Here is a 19313-nt window from a genome sequence, read left to right as displayed (position 1 = left end):
TTCCAGCCGGTGAACCGACACGTTTGAGGGGTTGGGCACTCTCTGCACCCCTCAAACGTGTCGGTTCAGCGTCGGCCGACGCTCAGCCTTCGGCGCGGGAGACCTGCACCATTTCGTCGCGGGGCACGACCTTGATCCGGGTACGCCCCTCGGCAGCACCGAGCGCGAGCTCGTGCTGATCGAGCCTGTGCCAGCCGTCGAGGTTCGTGTACTCGACCCCTCGCTCGTCGAGCAGGTCGACGATGCTCTGCTCCGACGGTGACTCGGGGCGCCACCAGTTGCCCAGGTCATTGATCAGGTGCCGCACGGTCTCCATGGCGTCGGACTTGGTGTGGCCGATCAGTCCCACCGGTCCGCGCTTGATCCAGCCCGTCGCGTAGACGCCGTACATCTGCGTGTTGGCCGCCTTCGAGCCGAACGTCGGGTCGCCCTTCCACAGCACCTGTCCCTCGCGGTTCGGGATCACGCCGCGCTTCTTGTCGAACGGCACGCCCGGCAGCGGCGAACCGAAATAGCCCACCGCACGGTAGACCGCCTGGATCGGCAGTTCTCGGATCTCTCCGGTGCCGACAACGCCGCCCTGGCCGTCCGGTGCGGTGCGTTCGTAACGGATGCCGCCGACCCGGCCGGTTCCGTCGTCGACGATTTCGAGGGGCTTGGCGAAGAAGTGCAGGTGCAAACGCCGGCTGGCCGTGCCCGCCGGGCGCTCCCGCCACTTGTTCAGCACCTTGTCGATCACGAAGACCTGCTTGTTGCTGGCCACAGCGTCCCGCGCGGCGTCGTCATAGTCGAAGTCCTCGTCGTAGACGACGATGTCCACATCGGGCAGGTCACCGAGCTCCCGCAGTTCCAGCGGGGTGAACTTGACCGAGGTGGGCCCGCGACGGCCGAATACGTGCACATCCGTCACCGCCGAGGCCTTGAGGCCCGCGTAGACGTTCGCCGGGATCTCGGTGCTGAGCAGGTCGTCGGCGTGTTTGGCCAGGATGCGCGAGACATCCAGGGCCACGTTGCCGTTGCCGATCACGGCGACCTCCCGGGCCTCCAGCGGCCAGGTACGCGGAAAATCGGGGTGGCCGTCGAACCAGCTGACGAACCGGGCTGCCCCGTAGGACCCCTCGAGATCGATACCGGGGATGTTCAGGTCGGCGTCGCGCACGGCCCCGGTCGCGAAGATGACGGCGTTGTAGTGCTTCTTCAGATCATCGAGGGTCACGTCCCGGCCGAACAGGACGTTGCCGAACACCCGGATGTCGCCGCGGTCGAGCACATCGCGCAGGGCCGTGATGATGCCCTTGATCCGGGGGTGGTCCGGGGCGACGCCGTAGCGCACGAGCCCGTACGGTGCCGGCAGATGGTCGAACAGGTCGATGGAGACATCGAAGTTCCGTTCCGCCTTGAGCAGGATGTCAGCGGCATAGATCCCCGCAGGTCCCGCACCGACAATGGCCAATCGCAACTTGGTCATGGGAGCCTTTCTAACTGGATCGCTCAACGATCGTGTCGGCGAAACGGGTGAGCGCCTTCTTGACCGACCCGTGCGGCAGCGCGACCAGAGCCTCGACCGCCTCCCGGGCCCAGCTGTGCGCCTCGGCCAGGGTCTGGGCTGTCACGTCGTGCTCGCGCAGTGCGGTGATCGCCGAGTCGGCTTCCGGGGTCGCGACACCATTGCTGGCCATCACGTCGCGCTCGAGGCGTTCGAGCAGGGCGGCCGCGATCGCGTCGTGCGGGGCCCGCTCGCGCAGGCGCAGCAAAGGCAGGGTGGCCACTCCGGCGCGCAGGTCGGTGCCGGGGACCTTGCCGGTCTCCTCCGGCTGCGGCGAGAGGTCGAGCACGTCGTCGATGAGCTGGAAGGCCACGCCGATCTTCTCGCCGAACGCGATCACCGGCTGTTCGAACTCGGGCGGCGCGTCGGAAAAGATGATGCCGGCCTGGGCGGCCGCGGCGATCAGCGAGCCGGTCTTATCGGCGAGCACCTGGATGTAGTGATCCACCGGGTCCTGGCCGGGCTGCGCGCCGACGGTCTCGTGCAGCTGACCGAGCACGAGACGCTCGAAGGTGTCGGCCTGCAAACGGATGGCCCGTTCACCCAGCCGGGCCATCAGCTGGTTCGCGCGGGCGAAGAGCAGGTCCCCGGTCAGAATCGCCACCGAGTTGCCCCACACGGTCTGGGCGCTCGGCACGCCGCGGCGCTTGTCCGAGTCGTCCATCACGTCGTCGTGGTAGAGCGAGGCCAGGTGGGTGATCTCGATCGCGGTGGCCGCGGTGATGACATCGGCGTGGTTGCCGCTGCCGAGGTGCGCGGTGAGCAGCGCCAGCATGGGACGCACGCGCTTGCCGCCGGCCTTGAGCAGGTAACGGCTGGTGACGTTCGCGATCTCGTCGGCGAAGGTGACCTCGGCGAGCAGGCTTGCCTCGACCTGGTCGATGCCGGCGTCGATTCCGGCGGCGAGGCCACGGTCCTCAGCGGTGGAGAAAATGCGATCGCTGAGACCGAGCTGACTCGTCACGGACGTACCGCGACGGAACAGGGGCATGCTCGGTTTCACTCTGTCAGCCTATCGATCGGATCTGGGAGGATTCAGGACGGGGCGATGGCCGCATCCGCCGGCTTGACGCCGCGATGCAGTGCCACGATGCCCAGGGACAGGTTGCGGTAGGCGACGGCCTCGAAGCCCGCTCCGCGCAGCCAGGCGCTGAGGGTGGACTGGTTCGGCCAGGCCGCGATCGACTCCCCCAGGTAGTCGTACGCCTCCGCGTTGGACGACGCGAGCTTCACGACCAGTGGCATCACGTGGTTGAGGTAGGCGAAGTAGCTCACCCGGATCGGTGCGAACGGCGGCGTGGAGAACTCGCAGATCACGACGCGCCCACCGGGCTTGGTGACCCGGTAGAACTCGGCCAGGGCCTTCTTGGGCTCGACCACATTGCGCAGGCCGAAGGAGATGGTCACGGCGTCGAACTCGTTGTCGGCGAAGGGCAGCGCGGTGGCGTCGGCTTGAACGAATTCGACCTGCGGGTTGTCGGCGTGACGCTCTCGTCCGACGGCGATCATTCCCTCGGAGAAATCGGCGGCCACGACGTGCGCGCCGGTCTTGGTCAGCGCGACGCTGGAGGTGCCCGTTCCGGCGGCGATGTCGAGGATGCGCTCGCCGTGTTCGGGGTTCACGGCGCGGGTCGCAGCCATCCGCCAGAGAGCCGCGTTTCCGACCGACAGCATCGCATTCGTGCGGTCGTAATGGGTGGAGACCTGATCGAACATGGCAGCGACCTGCTCGGGCTGCTTATTAAGGTCTGCTCTACTCACCCGATCAGTCTAGATTGCCCACGGACGCGCGGGGCGCTCCACAGCCGCTGGCATAGGCTATGCAGGTGAATGCTCAGGCTCTAACGGTTGAAACCACCCCCATCGCCGACATCCGCCAATTGATTCTCCTGCTGGACACCCGGGAACCGCTGCTCTGGATGCGTCGCAACCAGGGTCTGGCCGGCATCGGTACCGCGTTGCGGCTCGAATTCACCGGCGCGACCCGGCTCACGGATGCCGCCACCGCCTGGCGCGAGGTCGCCGCCGCCGCCACCGTGACCGACCCGATCGAAAGCACGGGCACCGGCCTGCTCGCCTTCGGAGCCTTCGCCTTCGATGCCTCCTCCGCCCAGACCAGCGTGCTGATCGTTCCGCAGGTCATCGTCGGACGCGACAACGGCCAGTGCTGGGTGACCCGCATCTGGCCCACCGGCGGCACGCCACCGGAGATCCCCCTCGCCCTGCGCCCGCTCGGCACCGAGTACCGTATCGCCCTGCTGCCGGGGGCCCTCCGTCCCGACGGCTACCGCGATGCGGTCGACGACGCGGTCTCCCGCATCGCCGACGGCGACCTCAACAAGGTCGTTCTGGCCCGTGACCTGGTCGGCCGACTGCCGGCCGAATCCGACCTGCGCCGGGCCGTCAGCGAGTTGGCGCTGGGTTACCCCGATTGCTGGACCTACGCAGTCGACGGTCTAGTCGGTTCCAGCCCGGAGACACTCATCCGCGCCGACCATGGCGAGGTCAACGCCCGCGTGCTGGCCGGCACCATGTCCCGCGGCGCGGACGCCGCCGCCGACCTGGAGGCTGCCCTCCAGTTGGCCACGTCGACCAAGGACGGCGACGAGCACGCCTTCGCGGTGCAGAGTGTGCTGGCTTCGCTGCGCCCGCACACCTCGCACCTCACCACCAGCGAGATCCCCTTCACCGTGAAATTGCCGAACCTCTGGCACCTGGCGACGGATGTCGAAGGCACCCTCAGCGACGGATCGAACTCCCTCGACCTGATCGCCGCCATGCACCCGACGGCCGCGGTCGCGGGCACGCCCACCGAGGCGGCCCTGGCCCTGATCCGCGAACTGGAGCCCTTCGACCGGGGCCGCTACGCGGGCCCGGTGGGCTGGGTCGGCGCCGACGGCGACGGCGAGTGGGCCATCGCCCTGCGCTGCGCCCAGGTCAGCCCGGCCGGCGACGTCACGGCCTACGCCGGCTGTGGAATTGTGCTGGACTCCGAGCCCGAACGTGAACTCGCCGAAACCCGCATGAAGTTCCGCCCCGTGGTGGAAGCCTTCGGCTAAGCCCCGGCCTTCCGCCCCCGCCGCATCCGACTCCCGCGCATCCGACTCCCGCGAGAGTCCCCGTTCCGGTCGAGAGTGCCCGTTGCGCCGGTCACTCTCGACCGGAACGGACGCACTCAGGTCGCGGCGAGGCGGGCCTTCTCGGCCTCGACGTCGAAGGTCGCCGGCGGCCAGGACAGGTCCAGGCGTTGCAGGGCGTCGATCAGCAGGTGCTGCACGGCCAGGCGGGCGTACCACTTCTTCTCGGCCGGCACCACGAACCAGGGAGCAGCGTCGGTCGACGTGCGCTCGAGGGCGATCTGGTAGGCCTGCTGGTAGGCAGGCCACTGCATCCGTTCGTCGATATCGCCGGGGTTGTACTTCCAGTGCTTGTCGGGTCGTTCCAGCCGCTCGGCCAGGCGTTCCTTCTGGTCGTCGGAGCCGATGTGCAGCATGACCTTGACGATGGTGGTGTCGGCGTCGACGAGTTCCTGTTCGAACCGTTGGATCCGCCCGTACCGATCCTCGATCTCCGCCTCCGGGGCCAGCGCCCGCACGCGGCCGACCAGCACGTCCTCGTAGTGCGACCGGTCGAAGACGCCGATCAGTCCGGCGTCAGGCAGACGTTTCCGCACCCGCCAGAGAAAGTCATGGGACCGTTCCTCCTCGGTGGGCGCCTTGAATGCATACAGACGGATGCCGTGGGGGTCGACGGCACCGACGACGTGGCGCACGATGCCGCCTTTGCCGGCCGTGTCCATGGCCTGCAGCACGAGGAGCACTCTGCGCGGGTCGCCGGACCGGCTGTTGGCGAAGAGCCTCTCCTGCAGATCCGACAGCACGCCCACCCCGCTGGCGAGGGCCTCGTCGGCGTTGTCCTTCTCCACCCCGTCGAAACCCGGCGTGGAACCGGGATCCACGTCCGCGAGGCGGAACCCGGGCCCCACCCGCAGCAGCGCTCGCGGTTCCCCCGCCCAGAACTCCTGCTCACTGCGTGCAGCCATGATGCGCCTTTCCGTGCCTATCGAACCAGAGGAACCTCGAGAATGCTCGGCCCGGCGTGGGGCGAGGTCAGGGCCCGCTCCAGATCGCTCCGGCTGGCAGCCACACCGTAGGACCAACCGTAGGCCGCGGCAAGGTTGGCCAGGTCGGCGCGTTGCGGGGTGAAGAGCACCCGGTTGATGGCCTCGGCGCGAGCGGATGCCGCCACTTCGAGGCCGTCGAAAATGGTACCGCCGCCGTCGTTGCCGACGATGATCTGCAGACGTGGGAGGGCCTCCCCCGGTGTCAGCAGGAGCGAACCGACGTCGTGCAGCAGGGTGAGGTCGCCCACGACCAGCCGGGTGATGCCGGTGGACTGCGGCGTCGGACCGGTCTGGCTGGCCAGGGCGATGCCGACGGCCGTGGCCACGGTGCCGTCGATGCCCGCCAGGCCGCGGTTGGAGTGCACGGAGATCTTCTTGCCCGGAACGCGGCGGTCTGCCACCCGGATCAGTCGAGAGGCGCCGAAGACGAGCCGGTCGTGCGGCCAGGACGCGCGCCAGACGGCGTCAGCGAGCATGGGCCGGGTGACCGGCGCGCGCATGGCGGCGAGTTCCTCGCGGGTGATCCCGCGATCGCTCATCGGGATCGATTCCCGGGCGGCCCCCGCGGCCAGCAGGTGACGGCTGGACATCACCCAGCGTCCCAGCCATTCGCGTCCGTCCGGGGTGCCGGCCGCTTCGACGGCTGTGGCGTCCGGGGCGGCGGCGCGAGCGAAGACGCGAACCCGGTGTCCGGGGTTGAACCATTCGCCTCCGGTGGGTGCCACCACGATGGTTTCCACCCCCTCGCGCATGATCATGGCCGGAACCTCACGGCTGAGCGTCGGATGGCCGAACACGACGGCGCGTTCGACCCGGCCGCCCAGATCGGAGGCCAGCAGCAGTTCACGGTAGGCCGACACGAGGTTCGGGCCGAACCGGGCGCCGCTGCACACCTCTGCCAGCAGGGGCCAGCCGCCGGCGCGCGCGAATTCCTCGGCCTCGGGGCCGGCGCCGGTTCCCGCGATGACCACGGTGCGCGGGCCGCCCGTGACAAGGAATACCGGTTCGGCGCGGTCGGTGGTCACGGTGGGCTCGGCGAGCACAGCGGCCGATTCGGCGACTCCGGCCGGGCCGGAGATCAGTTCAGGGTTCAGGGTCACCGGTGCCGACAACGGCTCCCGGAAGGCAAGGTTCAGCTGCACCGGGCCGGGATCGAGCGAGCGCACGCCGGTCGCGGCATCCGTCGCCTGGCGAGCCAGGGAGATGGCGGCGGCGTGCTCGGAGTCCGCACCCTCCGGTGCGGGCACATCGACGCACAGGCGGGTCGCCACGCCGAACAGGCCGGGCTGCAGGGTGGTCTGGTTCGAGCGGATGCCGCGCAGCTCGCTCGGCCGGTCGGCCGTCAGCAGGATCATGGGCACCCCGGAGTGATGCGCCTCGAGAACGGCGGGGTGGAGGTTCGCCACGGCCGTGCCGGACGTGCAGACGACCAGCGCAGGTCGGCCGGATTCGACGGCGAGCCCGAGTGCCAGGAACCCCGCGCCACGCTCGTCGAGGCGCACGTGCAGTCGGATCAGCCCGATCCGTTCGAGTTCTGCGGCGGCCAGGGCGAGGGCCTGCGACCGGGCACCCGGGCTCAGAACAATGTCGCGCACGCCGAGGCGCACGAATTCACCCAGGAGAGAGACGCTGAAGTCTGTTGCCGGGCTGCCGCTGGCGCCGATGTCAGGCATCCCGCCGGCCGGGAAGGTCGCCCTCGCCCGGCTCGGATTTCTTCGGCTCGAACCCGGACGGGCCCGCCTGGCCGCTCTTTCCGGCCTGACCGGTGGTCCCGGTCTGACCGCTGGTCCCGGTCTGGCCGGAGCCATGTTCGCGCGGATCGGGATCATCCAGATCGGCGAGCTCCTGCTCGAGGGCCCGGAGTCGTTCCTGGTCGGACTTGGCGCGGTCCAGACCCTTGAGGAATTCGATGTCGTCGTCCGGGGCGGACGAGCGCATGACCTTCCCCGTGTTGGCGCGGCCGCGGCCGATCACCAGCCACAGCACCGGCCCGATCACGGGGATCAGCACGATCACGAAGATCCACACCCATCGCGGAAGCCCGCGCACCCGGGATCGGTGCAGAAGCGCGCAGTCCACCAACGTATAGACGGTGAGGACGACGACGACGACTCCAAGAGCGAACCACAGGCGGACCATAACGACAGTGTATGGCTCCCAGCCGTGAGATCGGTGAGTGATTCACAGGCCGGCGATCTAAACTGAACCCATGAAAGCTGTTCCCGCCTGGGTGTCCTATTCGGTCCTCCGTGTGCTCCTCTTCGCCGTCCCCCTCGCCGCCATGCTCGCACTCCGGATCGAGTGGTGGATCGCGACGATCGCGGCCGCTCTGATCGGGGCGTCTTTGTCCTTCATCCTGCTGCGCAAGCCGCGCGAGGAGGTCGCACTGGGCCTCTACCAGGCCCGCCACCCCGAGAAGGAGTCGGTGCACCCCGACGCCGCGTCCGAGGATGCCGCCCTGGACCGGGCCGCGGAGCGTGCGACCGAAACCGAACTACAGCGCGAACGCGAGAGCCAGTAACAGCCCGTAGGCAAGGGCCGAGAAGCTGGTCAATTTGAGGGCCAGCACCAGCTCCGCCGAGGTCTTCGCCGTCACCGTGATCAGCCCGGCCGGCACCGCCAACAGCAGTACGAAGAACGTGAGCCAGGCCAGCGGGTAGAAGAGTGCGAAGAAGGCGGCGATCAGGAACGCCAGCAGCAGGAACAGGCAGAAGACCACACGCGACGCCGTGCCGCCGATCAGTACCGCGAGGGTGCGCTTGCCGGATGCCCGGTCCGGCGCCAGGTCGCGCAGGTTGTTGACCATCAGCACGGCCATGGCGATCAGGCCGATGCCCACGCCGCTCAGCCAGCTTTCGGTGTTCACGGTCCCCACCTGCACGTAGGTGGTTCCGGTCGTGGCGACAAGGCCGAAGAACACGAAGACGAACACCTCGCCGAGACCGAAGTACCCGTAAGGCTTGCGACCCCCGGTGTAGAACCAGGCCGCGACGATGGCGACCGCGCCCACCAGCAGGAGCCACCACTGTCCGGTCAGGATGACCAGGGTGAGGCCGGCGAGGGCGGCGAGGGCGAAGAATGCCAGCGCGACGGTGAGCACCGCGCGGGGCCGGGCAGCGCCGCTGCCGGTCAGCCGGGCCGGTCCGATCCGGTTCGCATCGGTGCCGCGGATACCGTCAGAGTAGTCATTGGCGTAGTTCACGCCGATCTGCAGGCACAGGGCCACGATCAGCGCCAGAAGAGCCCGCACCGGGTGGAAGACGCCGGGCCCGCTGGCCACGATCGCCGCCCCCGTGCCGAGTGCCACCGGGGCGATCGCCAGCGGCAGCGTGCGCAATCGAGCGCCGGACACCCAGTCGCCGGCCGTGGCCGGCCCGGACTGCACCGAGCGGCTGCCGGCGGGGGCGTTCCGCAGCGCCGGGTTGCCCGATTTCCCGATCCGGTTCGCCGGGTTCGTCGTTGCCGAGGGGTTCAATCGCTGTTGTGAGGGCCTGACCGGCCGCGCTCCGTGTGCCACGACTTCATAGTACGTGCCGGGAGTCAGAGATCGGCGAGCATCCGGGTCAGCGCCCGGCGGTCGGGTTTGCCCGCGGACAGCTGCGGGATCTCCGCCACCCGCACGAGCCGTGCGGGCCGGGCGGCCTTGCCCAGGGCGGAGGCCACGGCTTCCCCGATCCGGCCGAGGGTCACCGCGGTGTCGTCGGCTCCGGATGCCGCACGCGGCAGGACCAGCACCGGCACCTGACCCCACTGCGGGTCGGGCCGGCCCAGCACGACCGCCTCATCGAGTCCCGGCAGCGACCGCACGACTCGCTCGACCGCGTCGAGCGACACCTTCTCACCGCCGGAGATGATCACGTTGTCGGCTCGGCCGAGCACGCTCACGCGGCCCGTCGCGGCATCCACTTCGCCCAGGTCGCCGGTGCGGTACCAGCGCTCCCCGTGCACGGAGAGGAAACGCTCGGCGCTGTGCACGGGGTCACCCAGGTAGCCCTCGGCGAGAACGGAGCCCGCGATCTCGAGCTGTCCGTCGACCGTACGCACCTCGGTGTTGCCGATCGGGGTCCCGTTGTAGACGCAGCCGCCGGCGGTCTCCGAGGCGCCGTACGTGGCCACGACCCGCAGGTGGAGGGCGAGGGCCCGCTCGGCCAGCTCGGCCGGGAGCGCCTGCCCGCCGACCAGGATGCCCTGGAAGCGCCGCAGCACGGCCAGCACCCGCCGGTCGTCGGCGGCGGCCGCGACCAGCCGGGCCAGCTGAACCGGCACCAGGGCGGTGAACCGCAGCGGCTCGGTGAGACGCTCGGCCCCGGCGGCGAACCCGACCGGGTCGAAGTGCCCGCCCGGCAGCACCACCGGAGTGGTGCCGGCCGCGATCGAGCGCACCAGAACCTGCACCCCGGCGATGTAATGCACGGGCAGGGCCAGCAGCCACTGGCCGGCCCCGCCGAGGAAGACGCTGGACGCGGCCGCGCTGCTCAGCAGGGCGTCGGTGCTCAGCATCACGCGCTTGGGCGCACCCGTCGACCCTGACGTCTCAATCACCACGGCCACCTGCCTCGGCACGCGGGCCGACCCGGCCAGGGGCGCCGACTCGCCGCGGCCGGGAACGGGCAGAACCGCGTCCGCCGTGTTGGCCAGAGCCAGGCGCAGCGGGCTCAGCAGGGCGAGCGGGTCGCCGACCGGCACCACCGTGAGACGGCGGGTCATGGTCGCCTAGAACTGCCAGTCGTAGGGACCCCAGTCGGGGTCGCGCTTCTCCAGGAAGGCGTCACGGCCCTCGACCGCCTCGTCGGTGCCGTAGGCCAGCCGGGTGGCCTCGCCGGCGAACACCTGCTGGCCGACCAGGCCGTCGTCCACGGCGTTGAAGGCGAATTTCAGCATCCGGATGGCGGTGGGTGACTTGGTCAGGATCGTTCGGGCCCAGTCCAGGGCCTCCACCTCGAGTTCGGCGTGCGGCACGACGGCGTTGACCGCCCCCATCTCGAGGGCGCGCTGGGCGGAGTACTCGCGAGCGAGGAAGAACACCTCCCGCGCGGTCTTCTGCCCTACCTGGCGGGCGAAATAAGCGCTGCCGTAGCCGGCGTCGAACGAGCCGACGTCGGCATCCGTCTGCTTGAACTTGCCGTGCTCGGCGCTGGCGATGCTGAGGTCGCAGACCACATGAAGGGAGTGTCCGCCGCCCGCCGCCCAGCCGGGGATGACCGCGATGACGACCTTGGGCATGAACCGGATCAGCCGCTGCACCTCGAGGATGTGCAGCCGACCGCCGCGGGCCTTGTCAATGCCGGATGCCGTCTCGCCGTCCGCGTATTTGTAGCCGTCCCGGCCGCGGATGCGCTGGTCACCGCCCGAGCAGAACGCCCAGCCGCCGTCCTTCGGACTCGGGCCGTTGCCGGTCAGGAGCACCACGCCGATGCGCGGATTGACGCGGGCGTCCTCCAGGATCGCGTACAACTCGTCGACGGTATGCGGGCGGAAAGCGTTGCGCACCTCGGGCCGGTTGAACGCCACCCGGGCGATCCTCCCGGTCACGTCGTGGTGGTAGGTCATGTCACTGAGGCGCTCGAAGCCCGCGACCTCCTGCCACTGGGTCGGGTCGAAGATTTCGGAAACCTGTTCGATCATGCTCTCCAGCCTACGCGGGCCAGCCACGGCCCCCGTCGGCCCGGCGAACCCTCGAGACGGAGCATCTCGACAGGCTTTGTGCCCCTTTTCGGGGGTGAAGTCAACCCCCTTGAGGGCCTCGATTTCAGCATGTGTACTTATTTTCTGAGAAAGACTCGGAGGTAGTGATGGCCCGCAACGGCACCCGACAGGCGCTCAACGATGACGCGCGAAGCACCAATCCTCAGCCCACAGACATCAGAGACACCAGAGACATCAGAGACATCGGCGACATCGGCGTCAACGAGCTCTCCCCCACGGAATGGCGTGTCAGCGACCGCAGGATCGCCGACGGCGACCCGGCCGCTCTCGTCGGATTCATCCAGCGTGTGGACGACGCCTTCGAGGTGACGAACTTCGGCCGGCCCCGGGAACGGTCCTATTTTTCGTCATTCGACCGAGCCACGGCGAGCCTCGCCCTGCGTCCGACACCCGGCGAAGGGGTCCTGCGATGAGCACCGCCACGCAACAGAGCCGACCTCCCTTCACCGCACCTGCCCGGTACAGCGCGTCGACGGATGCCTTCGGCGACTACCTCCGCCAGATCGGCAAGGGCCCTCTGCTCTCCGCCGTCGAGGAGGTGACCCTCGCCCAGCGCATCGAGGTGGGGTTGTTCGCCGCCGACAAGCTCGCCCACGGAGTCGACGACCCGTCGCTCGCCCGGGAGCTGGCCTGGCTCGCCCACGACGGCCGCCGCGCGAAGAACCACTTCATCGAGGCGAATCTGCGGCTGGTGGTGAGCATCGCCAAGCACTACTCCGGCCGCGGCATGCCCATCATGGACCTCGTGCAGGACGGCAACATCGGCCTCGTCCGCGCCGTCGAGAAATACGACTTCATGACCGGCTACAAATTCTCCACCTACGCCACCTGGTGGATCCGCCAGGCCATCCACCGCGGCATGGCCGACAAATCCCGCATGATCCGCATCCCCGTGCACACCGCGGAGAAACTCAACAAGATCAAGCGCATCCGCCGCGACCTCACCAGCACCCTCGACCGCGAACCCACCATGGCGGAGCTGTCCGAGGCCTCCCAGATCCAGGCCCGGGACGTGGCACGGTTGCTGCAGTACGACAACGAGCCCATCTCGTTGCACTCCCCGGTCGGCGACGGTCTCGGCGACATCTCCGAGCTGATCATCGACGACGACCTGCCCCAGCCCGACGAGTATGCGACGGTGACGCTCCGCGCCGCGGACATCAGCTACTACCTCGAGGCGCTGCCGCCCCGGGAACGGTCGATCCTGACGGCCCGGTTCGGCCTCGACGGAGGCGCACCTCAGACGCTGGACCAGATCGCCCTCGTGCAGGGCGTGACCCGGGAGCGCGTGCGCCAGATCGAGAAGCGCGCTCTGGCCATGCTTCACGTCCCCCGCCTCGAGCGGTATCTCCGTGACTGACCCCCCGGCGGCACCCCCCGATGACGTTTACAACCGGATGTCCCGGCTGAGCCCAGAATTGGAGCATAGCCACGGGCATCCGTTCACGCTAACGTAAGTTGTAACTTTGTCAACGGGGGTCAAATGGGAAAGCTCACGTACAACTCCACGCTGACCGCGGATTTCGATGACCGGGTGCTCGCCCACATCCAGGTCGTCATCGGCGCGAAGCTGCGCCGAGGTGAATGTTTCTATTTCACGTGGCGAGACGACCCCCAGGGTGGTGACGGCCGCAGCACGATCTGGCTGCATCCCGCGATTCCCCTGTCCTACAAGTATTTCGGTGGCCGCTCCCCCAGCCTCAACCGCGAGTGGATCGAAGCGCTGATGTTGTCCGCCAATTCCTCCGGGGGCCTTCAGCTCGTGCCCGAACCCCATCGACCCGCGACAGTAGTGGTGAAGGACGAATCGTGAAACGTGTCGACATTGTCTACGGCGGCGCGCAGTACTCGCTCGGCGGGCGCTCCCTCGAATCGGTTCAGACCGAGGTCGAGACGGCGCTGGAGTCCGGCAAGCCCTACTGGCTCCGGGTGAACAGCGGCGGCGGGCGCTTCGAAGACGCCTACCTGCTGATCGTGCCGGGCATCCCCTTCGCCATTCTCAATGTCAAGCCGAACAACGGCACGGACATCGACCTCGAGGTGGACGGGGCGTTCAACCAGGACGTGCTCTGACTGACAACCCGGGCCGATTGATCCCCGAGTCTCCTGCACCCCGTGTGTCCACACGCCCTCTGCGTCACCCGGGCGGGCCCTCGGCTGGCACACTGGGAACATGCTGCCAACACTGCCAGAGTTGCTCGGATCTGCCCGCGTCGTCGCGTTGCCGCTGGTGACGCGGTTCCGCGGGATCGACACCCGGGAGGCGATGCTCCTCGAAGGACCGCACGGCTGGGCGGAGTTCTCCCCGTTCGCCGAATACGACGACGCCGAGGCAACAGCTTGGCTGCGGGCGGCCATCGATTTCGGCTGGGAAGAAACCCCCGCACTGCTCCGGGAGCGCATTCCGGTGAACGCCACCGTGCCGGCGGTCACCGCCGAGGAGGTCCCCGGCGTGCTCGCCCGGTTCCCCGGCTGCCGGACCGCCAAGGTGAAGGTCGCCGATCCCGGCCAGACCCTCGCCGACGACGTGGCCCGCGTGCGCATGGTGCGCCGCGTGCTCGGACCCGAGGGGCGTATCCGTGTCGATGCGAACGGCCTGTGGAACGTGGATGAGGCGGAGCACGCCATCCATGCCCTGAACGAGTTCGACCTCGAGTACGTGGAGCAGCCCTGCGCCACCATCGAGGAGCTCGCCGAGATCCGTCGGCGCACCGCCTACCTCGACGTCGGCGTGGCCGCGGACGAGAGCGTGCGCCGAGCGGAAGACCCGCTGCTGGTGGCCCGCACGGGCTCCGCGGACATCCTCGTGATCAAGGCCGCGCCACTCGGCGGGATCCACGCGGCCCTAAAGCTGATCGGCCAGGCGGGCCTCCCGGCCGTCGTCTCCAGCGCCCTGGACACTTCGGTGGGCATCTCGATGGGCGCGCACCTGGCCGCCGCGATCCCCGAACTCGACTTCGACTGCGGCCTCGGCACGGCCTCACTCCTCGCCGCCGACGTCACCACGGAACCGCTCCTGCCGGTCGACGGCGGCATCCCGGTGCGCCGGGTGACCCCCGACCCGGGATTGCTGGAGCGCTACGCAGCCCCGGACGACCGGCGCGAATGGTGGCTCGCCCGCCTCACCCGCGTCTACGCGCTGCTCACCGACTGAACCAATTCGACGGAGATTCTGGGCCACAAGCGGTTTTTGGGACCGTTTGGGCCTGTCTTGGGCAAAATCACCGTCGAATTCGTGAGGGGCGCGGGCCCGGGGCTAGAGGCCGGAGTAGGCGTGCAGTCCCTTGAAGAAAACGTTCACGATGCCGAAGTTGAACATGACGGCGGCGAAGCCGATGATCGACAGCCACGCCGACCGTGAGCCGCGCCAGCCGCGGGTCGCGCGGGCGTGGATGTAACCGGCGTAGATGGTCCAGATGATGAACGTCCAGACCTCCTTGGTGTCCCAGCCCCAGTACCGGCCCCAGGCCTGCTCGGCCCAGATCGATCCGGCCATCAGGGTGAAGGTCCAGAGGATGAAGCCGATGATGGTGACACGGTAGGCGAGGTTCTCCAGCATGGCCGACGACGGAAGTGTGGCCAGGAACCGCAGGCGCCCGCTCTTCGCGGAGGCGACTCGCGACTCGTGCCGGAACTGCAGGAGCTGCACGGTGGACAGGGCGAAGCCGAGGGCGAAGAAACCCGTGCCGAGGGTGGCGACGAAGACGTGGATGACCAGCCAGGCCGACTGCAGCGCCGGCGGCAGGGGCGCAACCTCGACGTAGAAGCGCAACGCGGCGATCCCGAGGAGCACCAGCACCATCCCGGTGACGAAGGTTCCGAGGAAGCGCAGGTCGGCGCGGGTGAGCACGATCAGGAACACGGACACGATCAGCAGCGTGCCCGTCATCGCGAACTCGTACATGTTGGCCCACGGCACGCGTTCGGCGGCCACGCCGCGGAGAACGGTCGCCATCAGGTGGATCAGGAAGGCGAGCACGGTGAGCGAGACCCCCACCCGCAGGCTGGGCGACCGGCCGTAGGGCATTGCCGCGTCATTCGCGATCCGAGCGCTGATCCGCGTGAGGGTGGTGGTGCCGCCTGACGCACCCGCGGCATCCGTGCGAGCCGTCGCCGCCTGGCGTTGCGTCTCGTCTGCCGCCTCGGCGGACCCGACGGCCGCCGACCGCCTGGCCAGGTCGAAGGAGAAGGCGATGAAGGCCAGCGCGTACACGGCCATGGCCGAGTAGAGGCTCAGGATCGAGAGCTCGTTGAGATTCACGGTTTCAGCCTATTTCTGTTCGGATGCCGGGGTGGCCGATTGGGAGGATAACAGCAGGTCGGTGTGCCGGTCGGCAACGTCGCCGACGGCGGATTCCAGCGCCGGGTCCTCGCCTCGGGCCAGCCCCGCGTATTCGAGGCGCAGCGAGCCGTCGGTCTGGGGCACGGCCTTCATCCAGACCCGCCGGCGGGGTACGAACAGTGACGTCAGCAGACCGAGCAGGGCCAGCACGGCGAAGGACAGCACCCAGAGCTGGGTGGGGTCGTGATGGATGTCGAACGAGGCGAACCGGAGCACCGAACCGGAGAAGTCCCCGTTCTGCGCCCCCGGAGCGGCGTCGTCGAAGGTGACGGTGCCGAGGCCGTTCGGCAGCTCGCTGGACTCGCCGGGCTTGAGTTCAATGGACTCCACCCCGGTCTTGCCGCCAGTGAGCTGCTCCATCTGGTCGATGTCGAGTGAGTAAACCGAGGTGGGCACCCCCGCGTCAAGCCCGAGGTCTCCCGAGTAGACGTTGAGGGTCAGCAACGGGTATTCCAGGTCAGGGTACGAGGAGGAGTACGCCCCCGACTCCATGGTGGCCTGCGTCGGGTAGAAGAAGCCGATCATGCCGAGCTGCTCGGCCAGTCCGTCGGGAACCTTGACCACCCCCAGGGAGGTGAGGTTGGCGTCCTGGGGCAGGAACGGAATGGAGTCGGTGAAGACGACCACCCCGTTCGGATCCTTCACGGTGATGGTCGGGGCGTAGCCGTTGCCGAGCAGGTAGACGTCGGTGCCGCTGGTGCGGGCCGGTCCGTTCACCTTCACCTGGCTGGCCTCTGCGGCCTCACCCCGCGGGGTGATGGTGACGTCCGCGGTGAAGTCGATCGGCTGGCCGTAGGCCTTGAGGTTCTTCTCCTCGTAGGTGACGTCGAAGTCGTCGAGGGTGAGGGTGTACGGCTTCAAGCTTGTGTCATTGAAGAACCGGCCCGGGTTGAACGAGTCGTAGGCCAGCAGGGTGTTCACGAACGTCTGACCCTCAACGAGAACGCGTTGCCCGCTGAAACCGAACCCGCCGCCGAACCCGACCGTGATCAGGATTCCGACCAGGGCGAAGTGGAAGACCAGGTTTCCGGTTTCACGCAGGTACCCGCGTTCGGCCGAGACCGAGATCTCCCCGCGATTCTCGAAGACCGCCGCGCGGTAGCCGCTGGTCTTCAGAAGCCGGCGGGCGGACTCGACGGCTGCCTGGGCATCCGTGCCGGACGGAGCCGTGCGCGTCGTGAAGCCGGCCAGGCGCGACAACCGTGCGGGCGTTCGCGGCGGCTGGGCCCGTAGCGCCAGGTAGTGGTGCTTGGTGCGCGGGATGACGCAGCCGATCAGCGAGATGAACAGCAGCAGGTAGATGGCCGAGAACCACGCCGAGGAGTAGACGTCGAAGGCCTGGATCTGGTCGAGAATGGGGGCCAGGTCGGGGTTGTCCGCGAAGTACTGGGTGACCCCGTTCGGGTCGGAGCTGCGCTGGGGCACCAGGGAACCCGGCACGGCGGCGATCGCGAGCAGCAGCAGCAGGAACAGCGCCGTGCGCATATTCGTCAGCTGGCGCCAGAACCACCGCAGCCAGCCGACGAGGCCGAGGCGGGGCTGGACGATCCCCGCGGAGGCAGGAGCGTCGTAGTGGTCAGATGGCCGGGACATAACTTCCGATCGTTCCTTGCAGGTCGAGGAGCCAGGCATTCCACACGCCGCTCACCATGAGCACGCCGATGAGCACGAGAAGGAGGCCGCCGAACAGGTTGATGGCCCGGACATGCCGTTTCAGGAAGGAAACGGCACCGGTCGCCCAGCTTAGGCCGAGCGCGATCAGAAGGAACGGGATGCCGAGCCCGAGCGCGTAGAACAGCGCCAGGAGTCCGCCCTGCCAGGGCGAACCCGTGGTCAGGCTGAGCGAGTTGATGGCGGTGAGCGTCGGGCCGGTGCACGGCGTCCAGCCGACCGCGAAGACGGCGCCGAGCACGGGGGCGCCGGCCAGTCCCATCCTCGGTTTCCAGCCTGTTTTGACCGTGCGCTGCGCGAACCCGAACTGGCCGACGAAGACCAGGCCGAGCAGGATCACCAGGATGCCGGCAATGCGGGTGATCGCGTCGCGGTACTGGTTCAGCCAGAACCCGGCCACCCCGAAGATCACACCGGTGAGCACGAAGACGAGGGTGAAGCCGAGGATGAACAGTGCGACCCCGAGCAGCAGGCGGTTACGGCCCCGGCGGTCACCGCGGGCGGCGGTCGAACTGCCGTCGGTGAAGCCGCCGATATAGGCCAAATAGCCCGGCACGAGCGGCAGGATGCAGGGCGAGGCGAACGAGACCAGCCCGGCCAGCACGGCGATGGGAATGGCCAGAAAGAGCTGGCCGCTGAAGACGATCTCGCCGAACGGGTTGTCCACGCCTACGGTTCCTCGGCGATCGTGTCGCGCACGAGGGTCTCGAGGATCGATGGCTCCGACACCGCACCGAGGATGCGTGCCGCGACCCGGCCGGATCGGTCCAGAACCAGGGTGGTGGGAACGGCGTTGGGCGGGATGCTGCCGCTGAACGCGAGCTGCATGCTCCCGGTGTCGACGTCCATCACCGACGGGTAGGTGATGCCGAAGCTCTCGTTGAACGCCGTCGCATTCGCGGCCTGGTCCCGCACGTTGACGCCGACCCAGTGGGCGTCCGTGCCGGAGAATTCCTCGTTGAGCTCCTGCAGGGCCGGGGCTTCCGCCCGGCAGGGCGCGCAGCTGGCGTACCAGAAGTTGACCACAACAACCTTGCCGGCGAAGTCATCGCTGGAGAGCGGGGTGCCGTTCTCGTCGGCGCCGCCCCAGGTCACGGGATCGCCGCGCTCGGCGACCGGGATCTCGGTCCAGCTGCCGTCGCCGGCGATGAAACCCTTGCTGCTGCCCTCACGGTACTGTTCGGCCAGGGGGTCGGTGGAGCAGCCGGTCAGCAGCAGCGCTGCGGCGACGAGACCGACCAGGGCGTTACGCGGACGGTGGCTCATACGGCGCCCACATCCGTGGCGCCGGCTTGCAGGACAAGGGCCGGGTTGGTGTAGCCGGACTCGGCCGGCCGGTCGCTCGGGAAGGAGATCGTCGTGATGCTCGACAGGTCGCAGCGGCGTTTGCGCGGGTCATGGGCGAGGCGTTGGCCGGCCAGGGCGCGATGCACCATCCAGATCGGCAGCTGGTGGCTGACGAGCACGACGTCGCCCCCGTCGACGGAGCGGCGGGCATCATCGATGGCGGCGAGCATGCGCTGCGCGATCGATTCGAACGGCTCGCCCCAGCTGGGGCGCAGCGGGTTGGCCAGGGCCGGCCAGTTGCGCGGGTCGCGCAGTGCACCGTCGGCCCCGCGCATCCGCTTTCCCTCGAAGACGTTGGCCGGTTCGATGATGCGGTCGTCGATGTCGATGGGGAGACCGAACGCCGCGGCGATCGGCGCGGCCGATTCGCGGGCCCGTTGCAGGGGTGAGGAGATGACCCGAATGACGGGACGGGCGCGTTGCACCAGATCGGCGGCCGCGGCCTCGGCCATCTGCACCCCCAGATCGGAGAGCCGGAATTCGGGCAGGCGTCCATACAGCACGCGTTCGGGGTTGAAAACCTCGCCGTGCCGCACGAGATGTACCTGATTGGCTACCACTCTTCCAGTGTACGGAGG

Annotated in this window: 21 protein-coding genes; 7 read left to right on the top strand and 14 right to left on the bottom strand. The window is 68.6% G+C overall.

Annotation, left to right across the window (positions count from 1 at the left end; genetic code table 11):
- Nucleotides 1-82: 82 nt before the first annotated feature.
- From AC0J5J_RS11430 to ubiE, 3 genes are read right to left on the bottom strand one after another with little or no spacing between them, the layout of a single operon-like run.
- Nucleotides 83-1468, bottom strand: a complete 1386-nt coding sequence (locus AC0J5J_RS11430) for an FAD-dependent oxidoreductase (protein WP_474898068.1) — start codon at nt 1466-1468, stop codon at nt 83-85.
- Between the two features lie 10 nt (nt 1469-1478).
- Nucleotides 1479-2549, bottom strand: coding sequence for a polyprenyl synthetase family protein (locus tag AC0J5J_RS11425; protein ID WP_420898538.1), 1071 nt, complete (start codon nt 2547-2549; stop codon nt 1479-1481).
- A 32-nt stretch (nt 2550-2581) separates the two neighbouring features.
- Nucleotides 2582-3307 carry a bifunctional demethylmenaquinone methyltransferase/2-methoxy-6-polyprenyl-1,4-benzoquinol methylase UbiE gene (ubiE, locus tag AC0J5J_RS11420; RefSeq protein ID WP_134424674.1) on the bottom strand — a complete coding sequence of 242 codons (726 nt, stop codon included), beginning with the start codon at nt 3305-3307 and terminating at the stop codon, nt 2582-2584.
- Between the two features lie 59 nt (nt 3308-3366).
- On the opposite strand from ubiE, the gene AC0J5J_RS11415 reads away from it, so the two are divergent.
- Entirely contained in the window at nt 3367-4605 is a 1239-nt protein-coding gene (locus tag AC0J5J_RS11415) for an isochorismate synthase (protein ID WP_474898066.1), read from the top strand.
- A 116-nt stretch (nt 4606-4721) separates the two neighbouring features.
- On the opposite strand, the gene AC0J5J_RS11410 is transcribed toward AC0J5J_RS11415, so the two are convergent.
- Genes AC0J5J_RS11410 through AC0J5J_RS11400 form a run of 3 tightly spaced genes read right to left on the bottom strand, consistent with a single transcriptional unit; the run spans nt 4722 to nt 7808 of the window.
- Nucleotides 4722-5588 (bottom strand): PPK2 family polyphosphate kinase, encoded by an 867-nt coding sequence (locus tag AC0J5J_RS11410; protein ID WP_474898064.1) that lies wholly within the window; start codon nt 5586-5588, stop codon nt 4722-4724.
- A 17-nt stretch (nt 5589-5605) separates the two neighbouring features.
- Complete coding sequence (menD, locus tag AC0J5J_RS11405; RefSeq protein WP_474898062.1) at nt 5606-7342, bottom strand: 2-succinyl-5-enolpyruvyl-6-hydroxy-3-cyclohexene-1-carboxylic-acid synthase; 1737 nt, start codon at nt 7340-7342, stop codon at nt 5606-5608.
- Nucleotides 7335-7808, bottom strand: coding sequence for a PLD nuclease N-terminal domain-containing protein (locus AC0J5J_RS11400; protein ID WP_134424670.1), 474 nt, complete (start codon nt 7806-7808; stop codon nt 7335-7337). Before AC0J5J_RS11400 ends, menD begins: the two co-directional genes overlap by 8 nt.
- Before the next feature lie 70 nt (nt 7809-7878).
- On the opposite strand from AC0J5J_RS11400, the gene AC0J5J_RS11395 reads away from it, so the two are divergent.
- Nucleotides 7879-8190 (top strand): DUF4229 domain-containing protein, encoded by a 312-nt coding sequence (locus AC0J5J_RS11395; RefSeq protein WP_474898060.1) that lies wholly within the window; start codon nt 7879-7881, stop codon nt 8188-8190.
- Here AC0J5J_RS11395 and AC0J5J_RS11390 read toward each other — a convergent pair.
- The 3 genes from AC0J5J_RS11390 to AC0J5J_RS11380 all read right to left on the bottom strand — a co-directional run bounded on the left by AC0J5J_RS11390 (nt 8164) and on the right by AC0J5J_RS11380 (nt 11294).
- Nucleotides 8164-9144: a 1,4-dihydroxy-2-naphthoate polyprenyltransferase gene (locus AC0J5J_RS11390; protein ID WP_474898059.1), complete on the bottom strand. Its 981-nt coding sequence runs from the start codon at nt 9142-9144 to the stop codon at nt 8164-8166. The genes AC0J5J_RS11395 and AC0J5J_RS11390 overlap by 27 nt on opposite strands.
- A gap of 65 nt (nt 9145-9209) precedes the next feature.
- On the bottom strand, nt 9210-10376 hold the full coding sequence (locus tag AC0J5J_RS11385) for an AMP-binding protein (protein WP_474898057.1): 1167 nt from the start codon (nt 10374-10376) through the stop codon (nt 9210-9212).
- A 6-nt stretch (nt 10377-10382) separates the two neighbouring features.
- Nucleotides 10383-11294, bottom strand: coding sequence for a 1,4-dihydroxy-2-naphthoyl-CoA synthase (locus AC0J5J_RS11380; protein WP_474898055.1), 912 nt, complete (start codon nt 11292-11294; stop codon nt 10383-10385).
- A gap of 167 nt (nt 11295-11461) precedes the next feature.
- Here AC0J5J_RS11380 and AC0J5J_RS11375 point away from each other — a divergent pair, with 167 nt between their 5' ends.
- The 5 genes from AC0J5J_RS11375 to AC0J5J_RS11355 all read left to right on the top strand — a co-directional run bounded on the left by AC0J5J_RS11375 (nt 11462) and on the right by AC0J5J_RS11355 (nt 14529).
- Nucleotides 11462-11788, top strand: a complete 327-nt coding sequence (locus AC0J5J_RS11375) for a hypothetical protein (RefSeq protein WP_474898053.1) — start codon at nt 11462-11464, stop codon at nt 11786-11788.
- Entirely contained in the window at nt 11785-12735 is a 951-nt protein-coding gene (locus AC0J5J_RS11370) for a sigma-70 family RNA polymerase sigma factor (RefSeq protein ID WP_474898051.1), read from the top strand. Before AC0J5J_RS11375 ends, AC0J5J_RS11370 begins: the two co-directional genes overlap by 4 nt.
- A 123-nt stretch (nt 12736-12858) precedes the next feature.
- Nucleotides 12859-13188, top strand: coding sequence for a DUF7882 family protein (locus AC0J5J_RS11365; RefSeq protein WP_134424662.1), 330 nt, complete (start codon nt 12859-12861; stop codon nt 13186-13188).
- Nucleotides 13185-13448, top strand: a complete 264-nt coding sequence (locus AC0J5J_RS11360; RefSeq protein ID WP_474898049.1) for a hypothetical protein — start codon at nt 13185-13187, stop codon at nt 13446-13448. The genes AC0J5J_RS11365 and AC0J5J_RS11360 overlap by 4 nt, the downstream gene beginning before the upstream one ends.
- 100 nt (nt 13449-13548) lie before the next feature.
- Nucleotides 13549-14529: an o-succinylbenzoate synthase gene (locus AC0J5J_RS11355; RefSeq protein ID WP_134424660.1), complete on the top strand. Its 981-nt coding sequence runs from the start codon at nt 13549-13551 to the stop codon at nt 14527-14529.
- Nucleotides 14530-14631: 102 nt separating this feature from the next.
- On the opposite strand, the gene ccsB is transcribed toward AC0J5J_RS11355, so the two are convergent.
- Genes ccsB through AC0J5J_RS11330 form a run of 5 tightly spaced genes read right to left on the bottom strand, consistent with a single transcriptional unit; the run spans nt 14632 to nt 19295 of the window.
- The gene (gene ccsB, locus AC0J5J_RS11350) at nt 14632-15594 is read right to left on the bottom strand and encodes a c-type cytochrome biogenesis protein CcsB (RefSeq protein ID WP_134424071.1); all 963 of its coding nucleotides are present in this window, start codon (nt 15592-15594) and stop codon (nt 14632-14634) included.
- Nucleotides 15595-15645: 51 nt separating this feature from the next.
- Complete coding sequence (resB, locus tag AC0J5J_RS11345) at nt 15646-17310, bottom strand: cytochrome c biogenesis protein ResB (protein ID WP_134424063.1); 1665 nt, start codon at nt 17308-17310, stop codon at nt 15646-15648.
- Entirely contained in the window at nt 17294-18055 is a 762-nt protein-coding gene (locus AC0J5J_RS11340) for a cytochrome c biogenesis CcdA family protein (RefSeq protein WP_474898048.1), read from the bottom strand. The genes resB and AC0J5J_RS11340 overlap by 17 nt, the downstream gene beginning before the upstream one ends.
- A gap of 2 nt (nt 18056-18057) precedes the next feature.
- Nucleotides 18058-18654, bottom strand: a complete 597-nt coding sequence (locus tag AC0J5J_RS11335) for a TlpA family protein disulfide reductase (RefSeq protein ID WP_474898046.1) — start codon at nt 18652-18654, stop codon at nt 18058-18060.
- On the bottom strand, nt 18651-19295 hold the full coding sequence (locus tag AC0J5J_RS11330) for a histidine phosphatase family protein (protein WP_474898044.1): 645 nt from the start codon (nt 19293-19295) through the stop codon (nt 18651-18653). The genes AC0J5J_RS11335 and AC0J5J_RS11330 overlap by 4 nt, the downstream gene beginning before the upstream one ends.
- Nucleotides 19296-19313: the final 18 nt, after the last annotated feature.

This window comes from Cryobacterium sp. TS_SC_7, from assembly GCF_056156285.1.
This window is presented reverse-complemented; position numbering and strand designations above follow the sequence as displayed.